General features: G+C 36.8%; 19 protein-coding genes and 1 tRNA gene. 8 read left to right on the top strand and 12 right to left on the bottom strand.

Annotation, left to right across the window (positions count from 1 at the left end; genetic code table 11):
* Positions 1-42: 42 nt before the first annotated feature.
* The 5 genes from ACQ33O_RS08050 to abc-f all read right to left on the bottom strand — a co-directional run bounded on the left by ACQ33O_RS08050 (position 43) and on the right by abc-f (position 4,819).
* Positions 43-612 (bottom strand): dihydrofolate reductase family protein, encoded by a 570-nt coding sequence (locus ACQ33O_RS08050; protein ID WP_430995059.1) that lies wholly within the window; start codon positions 610-612, stop codon positions 43-45.
* Entirely contained in the window at positions 609-1,187 is a 579-nt protein-coding gene (locus tag ACQ33O_RS08055) for a DUF1572 domain-containing protein (RefSeq protein ID WP_430995060.1), read from the bottom strand. Before ACQ33O_RS08055 ends, ACQ33O_RS08050 begins: the two co-directional genes overlap by 4 nt.
* A 386-nt stretch (positions 1,188-1,573) precedes the next feature.
* Positions 1,574-1,647: transfer RNA gene (locus ACQ33O_RS08060), tRNA-Arg, on the bottom strand.
* Between the two features lie 105 nt (positions 1,648-1,752).
* Positions 1,753-2,724: a YitT family protein gene (locus tag ACQ33O_RS08065; RefSeq protein WP_430995061.1), complete on the bottom strand. Its 972-nt coding sequence runs from the start codon at positions 2,722-2,724 to the stop codon at positions 1,753-1,755.
* A 133-nt stretch (positions 2,725-2,857) separates the two neighbouring features.
* Positions 2,858-4,819 carry a ribosomal protection-like ABC-F family protein gene (gene abc-f, locus ACQ33O_RS08070; RefSeq protein ID WP_430995062.1) on the bottom strand — a complete coding sequence of 654 codons (1,962 nt, stop codon included), beginning with the start codon at positions 4,817-4,819 and terminating at the stop codon, positions 2,858-2,860.
* A gap of 92 nt (positions 4,820-4,911) precedes the next feature.
* On the opposite strand from abc-f, the gene ACQ33O_RS08075 reads away from it, so the two are divergent.
* From ACQ33O_RS08075 to ACQ33O_RS08085, 3 genes are read left to right on the top strand one after another with little or no spacing between them, the layout of a single operon-like run.
* The gene (locus ACQ33O_RS08075; RefSeq protein WP_430995063.1) at positions 4,912-5,520 is read left to right on the top strand and encodes a DUF3347 domain-containing protein; all 609 of its coding nucleotides are present in this window, start codon (positions 4,912-4,914) and stop codon (positions 5,518-5,520) included.
* A gap of 10 nt (positions 5,521-5,530) precedes the next feature.
* Entirely contained in the window at positions 5,531-6,103 is a 573-nt protein-coding gene (locus tag ACQ33O_RS08080; protein WP_430995064.1) for a hypothetical protein, read from the top strand.
* 2 nt (positions 6,104-6,105) lie between these two features.
* On the top strand, positions 6,106-8,463 hold the full coding sequence (locus ACQ33O_RS08085) for a TonB-dependent receptor (RefSeq protein ID WP_430995065.1): 2,358 nt from the start codon (positions 6,106-6,108) through the stop codon (positions 8,461-8,463).
* A gap of 85 nt (positions 8,464-8,548) precedes the next feature.
* On the opposite strand, the gene ACQ33O_RS08090 is transcribed toward ACQ33O_RS08085, so the two are convergent.
* Entirely contained in the window at positions 8,549-9,595 is a 1,047-nt protein-coding gene (locus ACQ33O_RS08090) for a hypothetical protein (protein WP_430995066.1), read from the bottom strand.
* Positions 9,596-9,714: 119 nt separating this feature from the next.
* On the opposite strand from ACQ33O_RS08090, the gene thrS reads away from it, so the two are divergent.
* Positions 9,715-11,655, top strand: coding sequence for a threonine--tRNA ligase (gene thrS / locus ACQ33O_RS08095; RefSeq protein WP_430995067.1), 1,941 nt, complete (start codon positions 9,715-9,717; stop codon positions 11,653-11,655).
* 81 nt (positions 11,656-11,736) lie between these two features.
* The gene (gene infC / locus ACQ33O_RS08100) at positions 11,737-12,312 is read left to right on the top strand and encodes a translation initiation factor IF-3 (RefSeq protein WP_430995068.1); all 576 of its coding nucleotides are present in this window, start codon (positions 11,737-11,739) and stop codon (positions 12,310-12,312) included.
* A 187-nt stretch (positions 12,313-12,499) separates the two neighbouring features.
* On the opposite strand, the gene ACQ33O_RS08105 is transcribed toward infC, so the two are convergent.
* Complete coding sequence (locus ACQ33O_RS08105) at positions 12,500-12,721, bottom strand: DUF2795 domain-containing protein (RefSeq protein WP_229759905.1); 222 nt, start codon at positions 12,719-12,721, stop codon at positions 12,500-12,502.
* 159 nt (positions 12,722-12,880) lie between these two features.
* Between ACQ33O_RS08105 and ACQ33O_RS08110 the strand changes: the two genes are divergently transcribed.
* A complete protein-coding gene (locus ACQ33O_RS08110) occupies positions 12,881-13,531 on the top strand; it encodes an ABC transporter ATP-binding protein (protein WP_430995069.1) in 651 nt (216 codons plus the stop codon).
* A 93-nt stretch (positions 13,532-13,624) separates the two neighbouring features.
* Here the strand turns inward: ACQ33O_RS08110 and ACQ33O_RS08115 are convergent, their stop codons facing one another.
* The 3 genes from ACQ33O_RS08115 to gatC all read right to left on the bottom strand — a co-directional run bounded on the left by ACQ33O_RS08115 (position 13,625) and on the right by gatC (position 15,351).
* On the bottom strand, positions 13,625-14,188 hold the full coding sequence (locus tag ACQ33O_RS08115) for a cob(I)yrinic acid a,c-diamide adenosyltransferase (protein ID WP_430995070.1): 564 nt from the start codon (positions 14,186-14,188) through the stop codon (positions 13,625-13,627).
* Positions 14,189-14,251: 63 nt separating this feature from the next.
* On the bottom strand, positions 14,252-14,968 hold the full coding sequence (locus ACQ33O_RS08120) for an ABC transporter ATP-binding protein (protein WP_430995071.1): 717 nt from the start codon (positions 14,966-14,968) through the stop codon (positions 14,252-14,254).
* A 92-nt stretch (positions 14,969-15,060) separates the two neighbouring features.
* Complete coding sequence (gene gatC / locus ACQ33O_RS08125; RefSeq protein WP_430995072.1) at positions 15,061-15,351, bottom strand: Asp-tRNA(Asn)/Glu-tRNA(Gln) amidotransferase subunit GatC; 291 nt, start codon at positions 15,349-15,351, stop codon at positions 15,061-15,063.
* Between the two features lie 115 nt (positions 15,352-15,466).
* Here gatC and trpS point away from each other — a divergent pair, with 115 nt between their 5' ends.
* Both trpS and ACQ33O_RS08135 read left to right on the top strand, forming a co-directional pair.
* On the top strand, positions 15,467-16,471 hold the full coding sequence (trpS, locus tag ACQ33O_RS08130) for a tryptophan--tRNA ligase (RefSeq protein ID WP_430995073.1): 1,005 nt from the start codon (positions 15,467-15,469) through the stop codon (positions 16,469-16,471).
* A gap of 133 nt (positions 16,472-16,604) precedes the next feature.
* Complete coding sequence (locus ACQ33O_RS08135) at positions 16,605-17,240, top strand: deoxynucleoside kinase (RefSeq protein WP_430995074.1); 636 nt, start codon at positions 16,605-16,607, stop codon at positions 17,238-17,240.
* A 65-nt stretch (positions 17,241-17,305) separates the two neighbouring features.
* Here ACQ33O_RS08135 and ACQ33O_RS08140 read toward each other — a convergent pair whose 3' ends face one another.
* Positions 17,306-17,956, bottom strand: a complete 651-nt coding sequence (locus tag ACQ33O_RS08140) for a response regulator (RefSeq protein ID WP_430995075.1) — start codon at positions 17,954-17,956, stop codon at positions 17,306-17,308.
* A 78-nt stretch (positions 17,957-18,034) separates the two neighbouring features.
* Complete coding sequence (locus ACQ33O_RS08145; RefSeq protein WP_430995076.1) at positions 18,035-18,862, bottom strand: sensor histidine kinase; 828 nt, start codon at positions 18,860-18,862, stop codon at positions 18,035-18,037.
* Between the last annotated feature and the right edge of the window lie 133 nt (positions 18,863-18,995).

An 18,995-nucleotide genomic window follows, 5' to 3' on the forward strand; every position in this document is an offset into this window, starting at 1 on the left:
ATGAGTTTTGTGTTGAGATTAAATATTTGCTATAGCTCATTTTTATTTATCTACTGTGTAATTCAGTTCAGTTACTCCAGAACTGAATTGTCGGGTTGTTAATAGGGTTAATTTTATTTTGTCTTTGATGTTTGTGAATAGTGGAATACCTTGTCCAAGGATAATTGGGTTGACAAATAACCAATAGCCGTCGATCAGGTTTTGTTGGATCAATGCATGAGTTGCTGTGGGGCTACCAAAGAGCAGGATGTCTGTTCCGGGCTTTTCTTTTACTTTATTAATGCTGTCTGCAAGATGGTCGCTGATGATTGTAGTGTTGGTCAGATCTGCACCTTTCATTGTTTTTGACAGCACAACTTTATGCACTTTGCTATACCACTTTGAATGTTCGATGTCGTGTTTGGTTGCTGTTGGTTTATCTGCTGCAGTAGGCCAGTAGCTTTCCATTAATTCATAGGTTACTCGTCCATACATTGAAATATCGCCTTCGCTTATTCGCTTGCCGACATGATTGAAAATTTCGGGATCGATTTTTATCCAATCCATTTCTCCGTTTGGGCCTGCTACAAAACCATCGAGGGATATGTGCATGAATGAAATTATTTTTCTCATGTGGTTTTATTTTTTTTGTTTATGTATTCGTCTGTAAAATGTTGTTTATGTTTCGGTTCAGAAAATTTGTCTGCATTGTATTCCTTTGAGTTTCCTTTTGGAATAGAAAGGGAAGTCCAATTTTCGTTACACAATAATTTTCCGATAAAAACAATTTGTCCAACATGATATGGATAATGAGCAAGCTGTCGGTTTATCGCTTCCGTTATTGTATGTCCTTGATTTCTTATGAATATTTCCTTTGCCAAGTCATTTTTTGTCAACGGATTTATTGCGTTGAACAAACAAGTCCAACCTTCATTCCATTTTTCTAAAAGTTCAGTTCTGTCGGCAATGTCATTCTCAAATTCAGCATCACGTTGTCGCCATTCTTTTTCTCCGTCTGTTGTCAAAAAATCTGTCCAACGAGAAAGCATGTTTCCCCACAAATGCTTTACAATTGTCGCAATACTATTACTTTCTTTGTTTAATTGTCTGAAAAGTTGTTCGTCAGTTAGTTGCGAAAAAGTTTTTTCTCCAAGCATTTTGTAATACTCAAATTGTTTTTTCGCACTGTCTAAAAAGTCGTTTGTCATATCAATTTTGTGTCTTTTTTTCTCTGTAAGTTTCGGGTTTTCTATAATTGCCACCAACACTTAAATTTATGCCATTGCAAATTATTCTCAAAAAATGCATTCGATTAAAAACTAGTGTATTAATGTTGGCCTTTTTGTATAGTTTCCGGCGTCAATGATATTGTACATTTAAGCGTGTTATGCCAGACAAATATAGTTTTTAAGACTACGGTTGTCCATTAGAAGGTTCAGTAAAGAGATCTTGCTGAATGGCTGCCGGATGGAAGCGGTAGCCGACGCAGGAGGGCTATAAGCGAACAGCCGGAACCAATGCTGCTACTTGTACAAAAGCTCACAGCCCCCAAATAAAAAAGCCCTGCAATTTGCAAGGCTTAACTTTTATCTCGTGATCTGGATTGGATTCGAACCAATGACCCTCAGCTTAGAAGGCTGATGCTCTATCCAGCTGAGCTACCAGACCTGATTTTGAGGCTGCAAATATAGGAAAAAAGAATTTAGTTTTTTGTTTTTAGTTCATGGTTTTTAGTCCATGGCCTATGGATTAAAGACCATGGACTAAACTGACTTAATGTTTGTGTCTTCTTTTCTTAATAATACCGCCTTTTGTATCTTTTACTGCACTCATTACCACAAATGCGTTAGGGTCTATTTTAGTGATCTCGGTGTTTAATTTGTTCAACTCCAGACGGGTTATAATGGTATAAACGATATCTACTTCGGAGGTTTCGCCGCTTTTGCCATAGCCTTTTTTGCCTTTGTATACGGTAACACCTCGTCCTAGTTCGGCAATGATCATTTCTCTTATTTCTTCGTTGTGGGAAGATATAATGGTTACACCGGTGTACTCTTCTATACCTTCAATTACAAAATCGAGGGTTTTGGATGCCGCCAGATAAGTAATGAGTGAATACAATGCTGCATCAATAGAAAGGAGATAGGCTGCTACCGAAAATACCAAAATATTGATGCCAATGATGATATCACCAATGGTAGTACCAAACCTGCGACTCAGGTAAATGGCCAAAACTTCAGTGCCATCGATCACTGCACCACCTCTAACGGAAAGTCCGATACCGGCACCTAGAAAGAAACCGCCGAATACGGCTACAAGCAACTTATCTTCCGTAACAGTTTTGAAATGTATTGAAGCTACTGCTATTGCTAGTCCGGTAATAGCCAATGCTGTTTTTATAGCAAATTGTTTGCTGATGAGTTTATAACCGAGGTAGACAAAGGGAATATTGATGATCAATATTAATATGTAAAGTGGGATATTGGTTACTTCATGTGTAAGTAATGAAATGCCGGTGGCACCACCATCTACAAATCTGTTTGGTATTAAAAAGCTTTCGAGGCCGAATGCGGCAGATATTATACCGGCCGTAATAAGAATAATATCTTTTACCCAACGAAATACATTGATCTTAAGCTCACGATATCCTTTGGCAAGTTCAAAAGATGAGTATTCGGCACCGTGATTTGGATCCTTATCTTCAAGGATGTTCTCAATGATTATTTTTTTCCAGAAATTTCTCATTGGTGGCAAGTTACGAAAATTAGGAGTAGTAATTTACGATGTACGATGTACGATTTTCTTAAGCTTTAGAAGTATTCGTTTTAAGGAAATACTATACAAGTCGAAAGGCATCGTAAATCGAACGTCCTTATAATTAATTTAACTTTTCCTCTAATTCCATAACTTTTTCAAAAACAATTTCATATTCTTTATTTAAAGAAGATAGTTCTGTTGAGATGTTTTTGTAATCTGTTTCGGTTTGTTGAAATTTTTCTTTGTTGGCATAGTTTCCGGGATCGGCCATTGCAGTTTCTAATTCGGCTTTGCGTTTATTCAAGACCGCTAGTTTTTCTTCTATCTGTTGAAAACGGTTCTTATTTTTTTGATATTCTTTTTTTAGTTCTTTGTCGATGGAAGTGTTTTTTTCTGTAGGTGCCGGTACAGGTTTTACTTCTTCTTTTATAACAGACTTGGTCTCTTTGCCTTTATTTTCGTTGCCTTCAGCCTTTTTTGCGGCCTCTCTTCTTGCTTTCCATTCTTCCCACTCAGCATAAGTACCTTTGAATTCCACTATTTTATGGTCTTCTATCTCCCATATTTTATTGGCAATTTTACTTACAAAATGCCTGTCGTGACTTACAAATACCAGACTGCCTTCGTAATTGTTCAATGCGTTGATCAAGAGGTCAACGGAATGAATGTCCAAGTGGTTGGTAGGTTCATCGAGCATTAAGAAGTTGGCTTTGCTGACAATTGTTTTTGCCAAAGCCACTCTCGCTTTTTCTCCACCGCTTAATACTTTAATTCTTTTATCTACATCATCGCCACTAAATAAGAAACAACCTAATAAACTTCTTAATTCAAGATCTGTTTTGCCGCTTCGGCTTTCTCTCATTTCATCCAGCACCGTATTTTCTATATTCAGTGCTTCGAGTTGATGCTGTGCATAAAAAGATTCTTCTACATTATGTCCCCAAACTCTGTCGCCGGTAAATTGTTCATTGCCGACAATTATCCTTAATAATGTCGATTTACCTTTACCGTTAGCACCAATCAATGCGATCTTATCTCCACGGTCAATTTCAGCACCAGTGTTTTCCATTATTTTCAGGTCGCCGAAACTTTTGCTGATATTTTTTAATGTACATAACACTCTACCCGGTTGTTTATCAACAATAAAATTGATACGCATATTCGGACGTTCAATTTCTACATTCTCAATTCTATCTAATTTCTCTAAACGTTTTACAATACTTTGTGCGGCAGCAGCCTTGCTGGCTTTTGCTTTGAAGCGTTCAACAAATCGTTCATTCTGACGAATATAATCCTGCTGATTTTCGTAAGCTTTTTGTTGTATTTCTACACGTAATGCTTTTTCTGTTTCGTAATAAGAATAGTTGCCGGTATAAAAATGTAATTTTTGTTGATAGAGTTCTACCACTTTATTAACCATTCTATCTAAAAAATAACGGTCATGGCTAACCATTACAACGGCTCCTTGATAATGTTGCAAATATTTTTCGAGCCATTCAATGCTTGGTAGATCCAAGTGATTCGTAGGTTCATCCAGCAACAATACATCGGGTGCCATCAAGATCATCTTTGCTAATAAAACCCTCATACGCCAACCTCCGCTGAATTGTTTATAAGGTTTACTTAAGCTTTCATTGCTGAATCCAAGGCCTTGTAAAATTTCTTCTGTTTTGTGGTGAATATTATAGCCACCTAACACATCCAGTTCATGTAATTTCTCAGAATATTCAATGGCAAGGTTTTCATCGCCTGTTTTCTCTAACTCTAATCCAATAGCCTCAATTTCTTTTTCCAATTGTTTTACTCTTTCAAATGCACCCATGGCTACTTCCAAAATAGAATCTTCGGTATCAAAACTCAAAAGGTCCTGATGTAAAAAGCCAATAGTGGTTTCTCTGCCTTGTTCAACTGTGCCTTTACTTGGCAGATACTGGCGGGTAAGTACTTTGAGCAGGGTAGATTTTCCTGTACCATTATAACCTATCAAAGCAATTCTTTCATTGGGTTGTATATGCCAGGTAGCATCTTCCACAATAGCACGGGCACCAAATTCAAACGTAACATTCTGTAATCCTAATAACATTGTATAAAGCGTAATTTTTGCAAAAGTAAGTTAATCGGCAAACTATTTACGAGGTTCGGTGTTATAATGTAGCTTTGTGAAAAAATTACAATATGAAGAAAATATTATTAATACTTGCTTTGGGCCTGGTTGGATTTGGTGTGTATTGGTTTAAATTCAGAAAAACTGAAAAGGGACCTGAAGTGCCGAAGCAACAAGCACTGAAAGTTCGTAAGCATAGCGATGCTTTTTATCAGAAGATCGATACTACATTGTCGGCGTATTTTGGTATGCAATATGCATTTTTTGACTGGGATACGGCTAAGGCTAAGGCTTCCTGCAAACAAATGATCGCTTTGGCAGATAGCATCAGTTTAGAAGAATTGAAAAAAGATACAGTTGGCATTTTTGAATCAGCATCCGGCTTTTTAAGTGAACTAAAGGGTAATGCTCAAAATATGCTTACCCAAACGAATATTGCTGAAATGCGTAGAGATTTTAAAAATATGGGAGAGAATATTTATCCGTTTCTGAAAACAATACATTACGAAGGAAAGACCCTATACTGGCAAAATTGCCCGATGGCTTTTGATGATCTTGGTGCAAATTGGTTGAGTACTACTGCTACAATAGTAAATCCGTATTTTGGTAAAAAAGATGCCAAGTACGGTTCGGCTATGCATGATTGCGGAGAAGTGATGGATAGCATTAAGGCGGAATAATTTTTTATTAATGAAAATACTATCATCCTTTTTATTGATGACTTTGATCGGTATCTTTTCAGGATGCGGTACAACTCAGTATTCAACAGATGATGATAAAATATTTATCTGGGCGAAAGATAAGGCGATTGTTTGGACAGATTTTCGAGGCTCTATCCCGGCAGAGGACGCAAATGTGAAATGGAGTGCAGTAACTTTTTCTTTTATCGCTTACAGAATTGTAGATAAAAATAAAACACTGATAGGAGCATATTTCGACAGAAGTCAATCATGGGTTATACGTCAGCGTGATGATCTGTTGAAACATGAACAATATCATTTTAATATTACTGAAATATTTGCCCGTCAAATACGTGAAAAAGTAACTAAAAATAAACTATTGCCCGGCTCTCCTTCATTTGACTATGTCTATAGCATGGAAATTGCTAAATGTAATACGATGCAGAAAGAATATGATGATGCTACGGAACATGGTAAAAATAAAGAAGAACAACTGCGACAAGAAAAATTAATTGATGAAAAACTGACGGCATTGGATGCTTTCAAAGATCCAATGGCCATTTACGCTAGTAAGGAATACTGATTATGAAAAAAATATTGTACCTGTTTATTGTCTGTTTGTTTTCCCTGCCCATAGCTGCACAAAATAAATACACCATCAGTGGTTATATAAAAGATGCACAAAATGGCGAAACCCTGATCGGTGCTACCATATCGGTAAGTGGTAAATCAAAAGGTATTACCTCCAATCAATACGGTTTTTACTCGTTAACATTACTGGCAGGGAATTATAATTTGATATGTACCTATGCCGGTTTTCAACCGAAAGTGATTGCAGTGCAGTTAGATGGCGATAAGCAGTTGAATTTTGATATGCTTATCAAGGGAGCTATGACTGAAGTAGTAGTTACGTCTTCTAAAAAAAGAGATGCCAATGTAAAAGATGCACAGATGGGAAAACTATCCTTGCCCATTGAACAGATTAAAGCTATACCTGCATTTATGGGTGAAGTGGATCTGTTGAAAACAATTCAACTTTTACCCGGTGTACGCAATGCAGGTGAAGGTAGTGCAGGTATTTATGTACGTGGCGGCGGACCCGATCAAAATTTGATCATGTTGGATGATGCACCAGTTTACAATACAGGCCATTTATTCGGATTCTTTTCCATTTTCAATTCAGATGCAATTAAAAATGTTTCGCTGATAAAGGGAGGCATGCCTGCTCAATACGGCGGACGATTATCGAGTGTGCTGGATGTTTCAATGAAAGAAGGAAATGATAAAAAATTTCAGGTAGATGGCGGTATCGGATTGATCGCTTCACGTATTTCTATTCAGGGGCCGATCAAAAAAAATAAAGCATCATTCATCATCTCAGGAAGAAGAACATACATAGATGCATTGGTAAAGCCGGCTATCAAAAAGACAAGTGCATTCTATGGTTCCGGATATTATTTCTACGATCTGAATGCAAAACTGAATTATCGATTCAGCTCAAAAGACCGATTGTATTTAAGCGGTTATTTTGGGAGAGATGTATTTGATTTTGTAAATGGCAAACAAAGTTTGAATGTAAATATACCCTGGGGTAATGCCACCGGAACCTTACGGTGGAACCATGTTTTCAATAAAAGATTATTTGGAAATACAACAGCTGTTTACAACAGTTATAATTTTGCCTTCAAAGCTTCGCAAAATAGTTTTGATATAAAATTGGCTTCGGGTATAAGGGATATCAGTATCAAACAGGATTTTGATCTCTATCCCTTTACAGGGCATAAAGTAAAATTCGGTGCAATCTATACATATCATCGTTTTACCCCATCCGTTTTTAGTGGTAAGCAAGATTCTGTAACGTTTGCTCCACAGAATGCTCAGGTTAAATTTGCACACGAATCAGCTGTTTATGTGCAAGATGATTGGGAAATTAGCGATAAGATAAAAATTAATGGGGGGCTTCGTTATAGTTGGTTCCAACAAATTGGTAAACATACTATTTATGCTACTGATGCCGACGGTAACAGGCTTGATAGTACCGTATATAAAGCAGGGGAAGCTGTAAAGACCTATGGTGGCCTGGAGCCAAGAGTCACAATGCGATATGCTCTAGATGATGCCACATCGCTTAAAGCATCTGTTACAAGAAATTTTCAATACATACATCTGGTGAGTAACTCCGGAAGTACATTGCCTACAGATCTGTGGGTGCCGAGTACTTATATTGTTAAACCGCAGATCAGTTGGTTGTATGCTGCAGGGTTGTTCAAAAATTTTAAAGACAATACTTATGAAACTTCGATTGAAGTTTATTATAAAAGGATGCAAAATCAGATAGAGTACAAGGAAGGTTATACGCCTAATACTTTAGAAGATACGGAAACATTTTTTGTTTTCGGAAAAGGCTGGAGTTATGGTACAGAGTTGTTTGTCAACAAAACCAAAGGAAAGTTTACCGGATGGCTTGGTTACACACTAAGTTGGACATGGCGTAAATTTCCTCAGCTTAATTTTGGAGAAAAATATCCTGCTAAATACGACAGAAGGAATGATTTGAGTATTGTTGCTTTGTATGAATTGAACAAACGATGGAAACTATCGGGCACATTTGTATACGGAACAGGAAATGCAGCCACATTGCCACAAAGATTTTATATTGTAAACGGTATACTAACGCAAGAGTATAGCCGAATTAATGAATATAGATTACCATCTTATCACAGGCTGGATTTTGCTGCTATTAACACACCTAAAAAGAATGAGAAAAGAAAATGGAAGACAGAGTGGGTGTTCAGTATCTATAATGTATATAGCAGAAAAAATCCGTACTTCATTTACTTCGATCAAACAGGCAGCCCTTATGATGGAACTTTAAAAGTGCAAGGAAAACAAGTGAGCCTTTTTCCGATCATTCCTGCGGTTACATGGAATTTTAAGTTTTAAGGATGGTTTAGAATGATTAGGAGTTTAGAGATTTTAGTTGAATGTTGTTCAATTCTAAATCTTCCAAACTTTCTAAACCATTAAACTATTTCTGCTTTCGGACAAACCGAATCAACCCGCTTTTTTGAAGATCTGAAGTGATCCTTACTTCATAGCGATTATCGCCATCTGTAACAATCATTAGTGCAGTATTAGGAGGTATCTCACCAAGGTTTTCGGCATACATGATCAATTCATTAACGCCATCCGTATCATCTACTGCCAAGTTAAGCGTAATAGCTCTCGTACTTAGTTTTTTGTGAGATAACAATAGTTTTCTGTTATAAAATAATGAGATGCTATCTCCGTCAATATCTCCATTATCATACAACTCTACTTTAAATGTAGGGTTATCAATTTCTATTGTTTTTAAAATATTGTTGTCTCTTTTTCTGTAATCCAGATCTGAGGGAATCACTGGTTCTTCGCCGGTTTTGCTTGCAACTGCAGATTTAACAGGTTCTTTCTCAGTAGGAGTTGTTTTTTCCGGAGCTTTAACTATCGGGGCAACAGGTTTTGTTTTTGAGCCATTTTGTACAACAGTTTCCTGAGGCTTTGTTGCTGTAACAGGAGGTTTAGGAGGCTTAGGTTTTATTTTAGGTTCTGAAAATAATGAACGACCCTTTTTTTCTTTTGTTGAAGAAGCTAATGCAGGTACAGTTTTTCTCGTAAGTGTGGTCATTCCTACGCCACAATCATGTCCGGGAGCAGGTTTCCATGTGCCGGCTAATTCTTCCTTACCATTTACTTTTTTATAAGTAAGCACATGAGTTTGTAAACAATCCTGCATTGGTGGTGTGTTACCTTTAAGACGGGCAGTTTCTGTAACAATAACACTTTTTGTTTTTTTATTGTATGAACCTGAAAGTGAACAGATAACAAAATATTGTCGACCTTGAAAATACGTGTAAGAATAGCCTGTGACCTTTTCGCCGTTTATATTCAACTCCAATACATATTCGGTATTTTGTTCAGCATAAAGACTGATGTTGCCATTGTCATCAAAATAACCTCTCCATTGCCCGCTGATATTTTGTGCAATACCTTTTATGCTCACCAAAAAGATACTCAGTAGTAGTAAAAATCGCTTCATAGTGTTGCCCAAATTTTAGTCGAAAATACAGTACTACAAAGATATTCGAGATATATTTTTCCGTAGCTAATACTTCGTTAAATTTGCAATTCTTTACAAAAGACGGAATTAAGAAAAAAATGATAAAAATTACATTACCCGATGGGGCAATTAGGGAGTACGAAAGCGGCTCTTCTGCAATGGATGTTGCAAAATCTATCAGCGAAGGGTTAGCAAGAAAAGTGCTTGCGGCAAAAATTAATGGAGAAGTTTGGGATGCAACCAGGCCAATAATGGAAGATGCTTCTCTTCAATTACTAACCTGGAATGATCTGGATGGAAAATCTACCTTCTGGCATTCTTCTGCACATTTGATGGCAGAAGCCATTGAAAGTAGTTTTAAAGGAGTGAAATTTTGGGTTGGTCCTCCGTTAGAAACAGGCTTTTATTATGATGTTGATCTTGGCGATAATCAGATCACTGAAGAAGACCTACGTAAACTGGAAGTGAAGATGGCGGAATTAGCAAAACAAAGTAATCCATTTCTTCGTCAGGAAATTGCAAAGGCAGATGCCGTAAAATTATTTACAGATAAAGGAGATGAATATAAACTAGATCTGCTTAGTGGGTTGCAAGATGGCAACATTACTTTGTACACACAAGGACAATTTACCGATCTCTGCCGTGGGCCACATATTCCAAACACAGGATTTATTAAAGGGATTAAACTAACAAGTATAGCCGGCGCTTATTGGAAAGGCGATGAAAAAAATAAAATGCTTACACGTATTTATGGTGTAACATTTCCTTCAACAAAAGAGTTGGATGAATATCTTGTTTTGCTGGAAGAGGCAAAGAAAAGAGACCATCGTAAACTTGGTAAAGAATTAGAGTTGTTTGCATTTTCCGAAAAAGTAGGTATGGGCTTGCCTTTATGGTTGCCGAAAGGCGCTATGCTTAGAGAAAGATTGCAACAGTTCTTACAAAAAGCGCAAACCGAAAGCGGTTACCTTCCGGTGATTACTCCACATATCGGTCATAAAAACTTATATGTTACCAGCGGACACTATGAAAAATATGGCGCTGATAGTTTTCAACCAATCAAAACACCGCAGGAAGGTGAGGAGTTTTTTTTAAAACCAATGAACTGCCCTCATCATTGTGAAATTTATAAAACATCTCCTCGTAGTTACAAAGATCTTCCCTTGCGTTTGGCAGAGTTTGGTACAGTGTATAGATACGAACAGCATGGGGAGCTACATGGCCTTACAAGGGTAAGAGGATTTACCCAGGACGATGCCCACTTATTCTGTATGCCAAGTCAGGTAAAAGATGAGTTCAAAAAAGTGATCGATCTTGTATTGTATGTTTTCGGTTCATTAGGATTTGAAAATTATACGGCACAGATATCTTTACGCAGTAAAGAAGATAGAAGCAAATACATTGGTACTGAAGCAAATTGGGACCTTGCAGAACAAGCGATCATTGAGGCTTCAGCTGAAAAAGGCTTGAAAACAGTGATTGAATATGGTGAAGCTGCATTCTATGGACCCAAGTTAGATTTTATGGTAAGAGATGCCATTGGTCGTAAATGGCAATTGGGTACCATACAGGTAGATTATAATTTACCGGAAAGATTTGATCTAACGTATATTGGAGAAGATAATGCTAAGCACCGTCCGGTAATGTTGCACAGGGCTCCGTTTGGAAGTATGGAAAGATTCATTGCAGTATTAACAGAGCATTGTGCAGGCAAATTTCCATTATGGTTAGTGCCTACGCAAGTTAAGATATTACCCATCAGCGATAAGTTTTTACCCCATTGCGAAGGGTTATTGCAGGAGTTAAAAAAAGCCGATATCAGAGCTGAAATAGATGATAGAAACGAAAAGATCGGCAAAAAGATACGTGATACAGAGTTGGCCAAAGTACCCTTAATGCTCGTAATTGGAGAAAAAGAGATGAATGAGAATAAAGTGGCGGTTCGCAGACAAGGCAAAGGCGATATAGGCGTACTTAATGTTGATGAATTTATCAACATGGTAAACGATGAAGTAAAGAGCCGTAGGGCATTTGAATAAAATAAGTATATTTGTATTGCAGGGGCTGCTCAAATGAGATAGCGACTCCTTAAAACTTAAATTTTTAACTAAAATTAATTAATGGCATTTCCTCCTAGACCACCGAGGGGTACGTTTAACCCTCGTTTTAAAAAAGAGCAACAACAAGAACATCGTACCAATCACATGATCAGAGTACCTGAGGTACGGTTAGTTGGTGATAATGTAGAGCCTGGTGTTTACCCAACTCCGGATGCACTGAATATGGCAAAAGAGCTTGAGCTGGATCTTGTAGAGATATCTCCTGGAGCAGCACCTCCGGTTTGTAAGATCATTGACTACAATAAGTTTTTGTACAACGAAAAAAAGAAGAAGAAAGAAACAAAAGCAAAATCAAAAACAAGTGAGGTTAAAGAAGTAAGGTTTACACCAAACACCGATGATCATGATTTTGAATTCAAATGTAAACATGCAGAAAAATTTTTGCAGGATGGCAATAAAGTAAAAGCACACGTACAATTCAAAGGCCGTGCTATCATGTTCAAAGAAAGAGGAGAATTACTTTTGTTGAAATTTGCAGATAGATTAAAAGACGTAGGCGCATTGGAAGGATTACCTAAAATGGAAGGTAAAAGAATGTTGGTAATGTTTGCACCGAAAAGTCAGAAGAAAAAATAGATTAGTTTATAGTTATTAGTTCATGGTTCATAGTTCATAGTTGTTGAAGTTACTAATAACCAACCTTAATAGAAATAGGCTATCGCTTAAATGTGATAGCCTATTTTCGTTAAATGTTATTTGGTAATAAAGTTATTTGTTAATCGTTATTTGTTAATCTTTGGAAGTATTAACTAGTAACTATTAACTAATACTCGTCTTCATTGAAAAAGAAATCTTCCTGGCTTGGATAATCAGGCCAAATATCTTCAAGTCCTTCATATATTTCGCCTTCATCTTCCAGTTCCTGTAAGTTTTCAATTACTTCAATTGGAGCTCCGCTACGGATGCTGAAATCAATCAATTCATCTTTAGTTGCCGGCCAAGGGGCATCTTCCAAATGTGACGCTAATTCTAAAGTCCAAAACATAGTAATACGTTTTAATTTTTTGCAAATGTATAAGTTTGGTGGAATTTACCAAATGTGTTTTTGAACACTTCTAATTTTAATAGATGCAGAAATAAAAATAAAGGTTGTATTTAACGCTAAATTCGTTCTTTGTTTTAAATAATTAATTACTTTAGCCGCATGCTATCTGCAACCGGTATTTATAAGAATTATGGCTTATTGCCTGTTTTACAAGGAGTTGATATTGATGTCAACAAAGGCGAAATAGTGAGCATTGTGGGTTCTTCCGGGGCAGGAAAAAGTACTTTATTGCATATTTTAGGGAGCTTGGACATGGCCGATAAAGGGCAGATTACTATCAATAATGAAAGACTGGATAGCCTTTCTGCTAAAAAACTGGCAGCCTTTAGAAACAAACATATCGGCTTCGTATTTCAATTCCACCACTTATTACCCGAGTTTACAGCTTTGGAAAATGTTTGTATTCCCGGGTGGATTGCCGGACGAAAGAAAAAGGAGGTGGAAGAATACGCATTAAAGCTCTTAGGCGATTTGGGGTTGACAAACAGAAAGGATAATAAACCCCAGCAATTATCCGGAGGAGAACAACAAAGGGTAGCAGTTGCACGTGCATTGATCAATAATCCGGCGATAATTATGGCAGATGAACCAACCGGTAATTTAGATAGTGCTAATGCTAAAGAACTACACAATCTCTTTATAGACTTACGCAAGCAATTCGATCAAACATTTTTAGTTGTGACACACAATGAGGAATTAGCGGCGATGAGTGATAGGATACTTCACATGAAAGATGGGAGGATAATTTGATGTGCTAATTTGGTGATATGCTGATGTGCTGATAAAAGGGTATCAAATTACTATTCATTTTCACATTAATGAATTAGCGCATCAGCACATCAACTAATCAGTTCTTGGCTTCCAAATAACCTCAGGCACATTCAGTTTAAAGGAGGTATATCTTGCCAAAACAAAAAGATAATCGCTTAAGCGATTGATATATTTTATCACCAACGCTTCTACAAATAATTCGTGATCTTGTAGGCTTACACAAAGTCTTTCTGCACGTCTGCACACACACCTTGCTACATGGGTAGCCGATACTGCTACATGGCCGCCGGGAAGGATAAAGGATCTCATCGTGGGTAATACCTCATTCATTCTGTCAATTTCATTTTCTAAAAAAACAATGTCTGTTTCTTTAAGATCGGGTATTTTCATCAGTGGCTCTTTATCTGGATCGCAGGCAAGAGATGAGCCTATCGTAAAAAGCCTGTCCTGAATTTCTTTTAAAGTATTTTTCGTTTGTTCATCGGCGTTATAATCGGCTACAAGTCCAATATGGGAATTTAATTCGTCTATTGTACCGTAAGCTTCAATTCTTAAATTGCTTTTAGAAACTTTGGTGCCGCCAATTAAACTTGTTTTGCCGAGATCGCCGGTTTTGGTATATATCTTCAATGCCATGCTGAAAATTACAGATGATTTTATCCAATAACAAACAAGGAGGGAGAATTGTTGAAAAAAGGGTTAAACTGTTGAAAGATGTTCTCTGCTAGCTTGCTTGGTAAGGTTGTCGCTTTCTATCAGCCCGTCTCTCAGGCGAATGATTCTGTGAGAAAATGCTGCAATGTCTTCTTCATGTGTTACCAGCACCACAGTATTTCCATCGTCATGAATCTTGCCTAATATGTCCATGATCTCATGCGATGTTTTAGAATCGAGATTGCCTGTTGGTTCATCTGCCAGAATGATAGAAGGATTATTGATCAATGCTCTTGCTATTGCAACTCTTTGGCATTGACCACCACTGAGTTCATTTGGTTTATGATGGCTCCTATCTTCAAGCTTTACTTTTTTCAAAGTTTCTAACGCTCTCTCCGTTCTTTCTTTTTTAGGAATGCCACTGTAGATAAGTGGCAATGCAACATTTTCTACTGCTGTTAATCTTGGTAGTAAATTGAACTGTTGAAAAACAAAACCAATTTCCTGATTTCTTATTTCAGCCAGATCGTTATCCTCCATTCTGCTTACATCATTGCTGTTGAGTACATATTTTCCTGCAGTAGCAGTATCAAGGCAGCCTAAAATATTCATCAATGTACTTTTACCACTACCGCTCGGACCCATCAAAGCAACATACTCATTTTTAAAAATATCCAAGCTAATGCCTTTGAGAACCGGGAGTTCGTTCTTACCGAGGTAATAACTTTTTTTGATATCTTCTAAATGGATGATTGATTGCATTCTGTTCGTTTAAAACGTTTAACGTTTAAGACATTTGTAAAGTATTCATCAGTCTGAAAACTAACTTTAAACGTCTTAAACCTTTTAAACATTTATTTCTTTATTACTTTAGGTACTTTAAAAAACTCTTCATCTTTTACCGGTGCATTTTTCAATGCTTCTTTTCTGTCAATGCTGCCTTTTACTTCATCTTCTCTCAATATATTTACATTTTCGCTCATGTGCAACAATGGTTCTACACCTGTTGTATCCAGTTCATTCAGTTTTTCAACGAATTCGATCATTCGCTGTAGATCGGTTTTAATAGCTGCTTTTTCAGCGTCATTGTATTTCAGTCTTGCCAAATGAGCAATTTTTTCAACCATTGTATCATTTACTTCCATAAAACAAAAATAATGGATTAGGCTGAGTTACAAGATGCTTTTATATAAACGGCACCTAATTTTTCTATTGTCTATTGTCTATTGACTATTGACTTTTGTTATCTTCGCCGCAATTATGAGTAACAAGAAGGAAATAGTAATGAGTGGGATAAGGCCCACGGGTTTTTTGCACCTTGGCAACTACTTTGGTGCTATCCGTAATTATGTACGTATGCAGGAAGATTTTGACTGCTATTTTATGGTCGCTGATCTGCATTCGCTTACAACTCATCCAGATACAAAAGAACTGAAATTGAATGTACATCGTGTTTTGGCAGAAAATATAGCTTGCGGATTGGATCCTGATAAAGTGGCCCTGTATTGTCAAAGCCATATTTATGAAACATCTGAATTGTATCTCTATTTAAATATGCTGGCTTATAAAGGGGAGCTGGAAAAGACCACTACCTTTAAAGATAAAGTAAGACAAAGCCCGGACAATGTAAATGCAGGTTTATTAACTTATCCTGTTTTGCAGGCTGCCGATATTTTGCTGCACAGAGCCAAATTTGTGCCGGTAGGAAAGGACCAGGAACAACATTTGGAAATGGCCAGGAATTTTGCCAACCGTTTCAATCATCGTTATGGAGATGTGCTTCCGGAGCCCATTGCGTTTAATTACGGAAATAACCTGATAAAAGTTCCAAGTTTGGATGGCACCGGAAAAATGAGCAAAAGTGAAAATCAAAATGCAACATTATACCTTGCTGATGAGGATGAAGTGATCAGAAAAAAAGTAATGAAAGCTAAGACAGACAGCGGTCCTACGGAACCCGGGATGCCTAAGCCAGATTATATTGAGAATATATTTGACCTGATGAAGTTGGTAAGTACAGAAGAAGTGATCAATAAGTTTGAAACAGATTATAATAGCTGTACAATCCGTTATGGTGATATGAAAAAGCAACTGGCGGAAGATATGGTTAACTTTATAGCACCAATCCGCAGTAGGGTAAATGCTATCTTGAATGATGAAGCATATCTTCAAAAAGTGATGGAGCAAGGGGCAGAAAAAGCAAGGGTAAGTGCAAAAGCTACCATGAACCGGGTGAGGGAAGCTATGGGACTTAATTATTTTTAATCCCCAAAATAAATTAAGAGTTTTTATATTTAGTAACATTAACTAAGTTTGCTTAGTTTCCAATCCTTGAAGAATTACTATCACCATTTTATATTAAATTTCTAAAACTCTCGGCCGGTCGGCAAAACAGGGTATGGCAAAAGCAAAGAAACCAAAACACATTGCAGTAGCAGGTAACATCGGTGCAGGTAAAACTACTTTAACGGAAATGTTGAGTAAGCATTACAAATGGATTCCTCAATTCGAAGATGTTGATCACAACCCTTATCTGAACGACTTTTACGAAGATATGCCGAGATGGAGTTTTAATCTTCAGATATTCTTTTTGAACAGTCGCCTTAATCAATTGCTCGATATACATCGTGGTACCGAAACCGTTATTCAGGATAGAACAATTTATGAAGATGCTAATATTTTTGCTCCCAATCTACATGATATGGGCTTAATGGGCAAAAGAGATTTTGATAACTACTATCGTTTTTTTGAAACATTGAAATCTATGGTACAACCTCCGGATCTCTTGATCTATCTGAAAGCATCTGTACCAACATTGGTTGCACAAATACAAAAAAGAGGTAGGGAGTATGAAGAGAATATCAGATTAGATTATCTGAAAAAACTAAACGATTATTACAATAACTGGATCGATAATTATAAAGAAGGTCAACTACTGATTGTTGATGCAGATACCAATAAATTTGCGGATAATGAAGAAGATCTGGGTAAGATCATCACAACCATTGATAGTAAATTATTCGGATTGTTTTAGTTGGATGTTGGAAAAAGAACTTGTGCGATATAAAAAACCTCCAACTTTAAACTTCAAACCTAAAACTACTCGATCAACTGGTGCTTCATTGCATAAAACACCAATCCAACAGAGTTTTTAACGCCAAAACGTTCCATTAATCTATCTTTGATGGCCTCTACTGTTCTGGCACTGATATTCATTTTCTGAGCTATTTCTGTTGCTGTGAACTCCATACACACTAATGTGATCACTTCTTTTTCTTTTTCACTGATAACAATTTCGGAATTCAGATTAGCATTGAATTTTTGTTTGCTGTAATTTTTCTTTACTAAAACCCTGTTCACAAACGAACTCAGGTAATAACCTGTACGTTTAACATCCATGATTGCTTTTTTGATCTCAGTGGAATCAGTGTTTTTTAGTAAATAACCTGCAGCGCCACAATCCATTAAATGGCCGATGAAGTGTTCGTCTTCGTACATAGTAAGAATCAGTACTCTTATGTGTGGATGTGTTTTTGCTAATTGTTTGGTTACTTCTATGCCGTCTTTCACGGGCATTTTAAGGTCACATAAAATGATGTCTGGATCAGCTTCAGGTATTTTTTCAAGCAGTTCACTGCCATTTTCGGCTTCTAATACAAATTGGATATTGGTATAGGACCTCATGGAAAGTATAACTCCCTTTCTGAAGAGTTTATGGTCATCTGCTATGGCTACTTTGATTATCTCCATAATGGTTTTGTAATAGGTTAAAGTTACACAAAAATAGTTCTTTGCTAACTCTATTTTACTGGAAATGTATAAGTGGTATTAAAGTGTGGATTCTTTCGGAATTTCCAACGTTACTTTATAATAGGTATGACTAGGATCGATCTCAAAAAAGATACGGCCATTCAGTACTTTAATTCTACTGGCTATATTTTTTAAACCGAGTCCGGTTGAATATTGGTTTAATCTGTCGAATTCTGTTTGAACAATACCTTGTCCATCATGGTGCAATCTAAGATAAGTATGTGTTGCATTAGCATTTTGTGTAAGATGTATAAATCCTGCATTACTATGCTTGATAATGTTGTTGATTAATTCCTGAACAATTCTGAAAATAAGTAACTCCTGCTCTAATTTAAGTCTTGTGCGATAATCGTGAAAACGACTGCTGGCATTAATGCTGCCACTACCATTGATCTTTTGAAACAGATCACCAATGGCATTCTCCAATCCAAAATTCTTCAAAGTAGGAGGCATCATACTATGACTGATATTTCGAATTAATTGTATGGCATCATCAATAATCTGTTTTGCACTAAAAATAGATTGCAATTGTGAGGCAGGGTCTAAGTTGATAAGATTTTCGTTTAGATATAAACGTGCAGTTGCAAGCAATGGCCCAACATCATCATGCAGATCGGCAGCAATACGGTTACGCTCTTCTTCCTGAAATTTGATAGATGCGTTCAATAGTATCTGCTGTTTATCATCCTCGAGTTTTTTAAGTTGGCTGTTAAACCTGATAACTTTTCTTTGATGTAGGATCACAAAAAACACAATGCCCAAAACCAGACAAAGCATTACTGCTGTGCCTAATAGCATCACATAATTAACACCCGGAGCATTTGTTGTGGTTTGTAGAAAAATCATACTTTCTTCAGTTTGTCTGTTGGGTTAAATGGGTCTAAGTCTAGGTTTACAAATTGATCGGATGAGGTTATTGGGATTGTTATAAATTTTGTTTGATAAATGCCAACGCATAACAGCATATTTTTTATGATGG

Source organism: Ferruginibacter sp. SUN002, assembly GCF_050611725.1.
In the GTDB taxonomy this organism is placed as follows: Bacteria; Bacteroidota; Bacteroidia; order Chitinophagales; family Chitinophagaceae; genus Ferruginibacter.

Coding starts and splice junctions, on each gene's coding strand:
- ACQ33O_RS08135 (WP_430995074.1), top strand. CDS start 16,605: ATGGCAAAAGCAAAGAAACCAAAACACATTGCAGTAGCAGGTAACATC.
- gatC (WP_430995072.1), bottom strand. CDS start 15,351: ATGGAAGTAAATGATACAATGGTTGAAAAAATTGCTCATTTGGCAAGA.
- ACQ33O_RS08120 (WP_430995071.1), bottom strand. CDS start 14,968: ATGCAATCAATCATCCATTTAGAAGATATCAAAAAAAGTTATTACCTC.
- ACQ33O_RS08080 (WP_430995064.1), top strand. CDS start 5,531: ATGAAAATACTATCATCCTTTTTATTGATGACTTTGATCGGTATCTTT.
- ACQ33O_RS08050 (WP_430995059.1), bottom strand. CDS start 612: ATGAGAAAAATAATTTCATTCATGCACATATCCCTCGATGGTTTTGTA.
- ACQ33O_RS08115 (WP_430995070.1), bottom strand. CDS start 14,188: ATGGCATTGAAGATATATACCAAAACCGGCGATCTCGGCAAAACAAGT.
- abc-f (WP_430995062.1), bottom strand. CDS start 4,819: ATGTTATTAGGATTACAGAATGTTACGTTTGAATTTGGTGCCCGTGCT.
- ACQ33O_RS08065 (WP_430995061.1), bottom strand. CDS start 2,724: ATGAGAAATTTCTGGAAAAAAATAATCATTGAGAACATCCTTGAAGAT.
- ACQ33O_RS08055 (WP_430995060.1), bottom strand. CDS start 1,187: ATGACAAACGACTTTTTAGACAGTGCGAAAAAACAATTTGAGTATTAC.
- trpS (WP_430995073.1), top strand. CDS start 15,467: ATGAGTAACAAGAAGGAAATAGTAATGAGTGGGATAAGGCCCACGGGT.
- ACQ33O_RS08090 (WP_430995066.1), bottom strand. CDS start 9,595: ATGAAGCGATTTTTACTACTACTGAGTATCTTTTTGGTGAGCATAAAA.
- thrS (WP_430995067.1), top strand. CDS start 9,715: ATGATAAAAATTACATTACCCGATGGGGCAATTAGGGAGTACGAAAGC.
- ACQ33O_RS08145 (WP_430995076.1), bottom strand. CDS start 18,862: ATGATTTTTCTACAAACCACAACAAATGCTCCGGGTGTTAATTATGTG.
- ACQ33O_RS08085 (WP_430995065.1), top strand. CDS start 6,106: ATGAAAAAAATATTGTACCTGTTTATTGTCTGTTTGTTTTCCCTGCCC.
- ACQ33O_RS08110 (WP_430995069.1), top strand. CDS start 12,881: ATGCTATCTGCAACCGGTATTTATAAGAATTATGGCTTATTGCCTGTT.
- ACQ33O_RS08075 (WP_430995063.1), top strand. CDS start 4,912: ATGAAGAAAATATTATTAATACTTGCTTTGGGCCTGGTTGGATTTGGT.
- infC (WP_430995068.1), top strand. CDS start 11,737: ATGGCATTTCCTCCTAGACCACCGAGGGGTACGTTTAACCCTCGTTTT.
- ACQ33O_RS08140 (WP_430995075.1), bottom strand. CDS start 17,956: ATGGAGATAATCAAAGTAGCCATAGCAGATGACCATAAACTCTTCAGA.
- ACQ33O_RS08105 (WP_229759905.1), bottom strand. CDS start 12,721: ATGTTTTGGACTTTAGAATTAGCGTCACATTTGGAAGATGCCCCTTGG.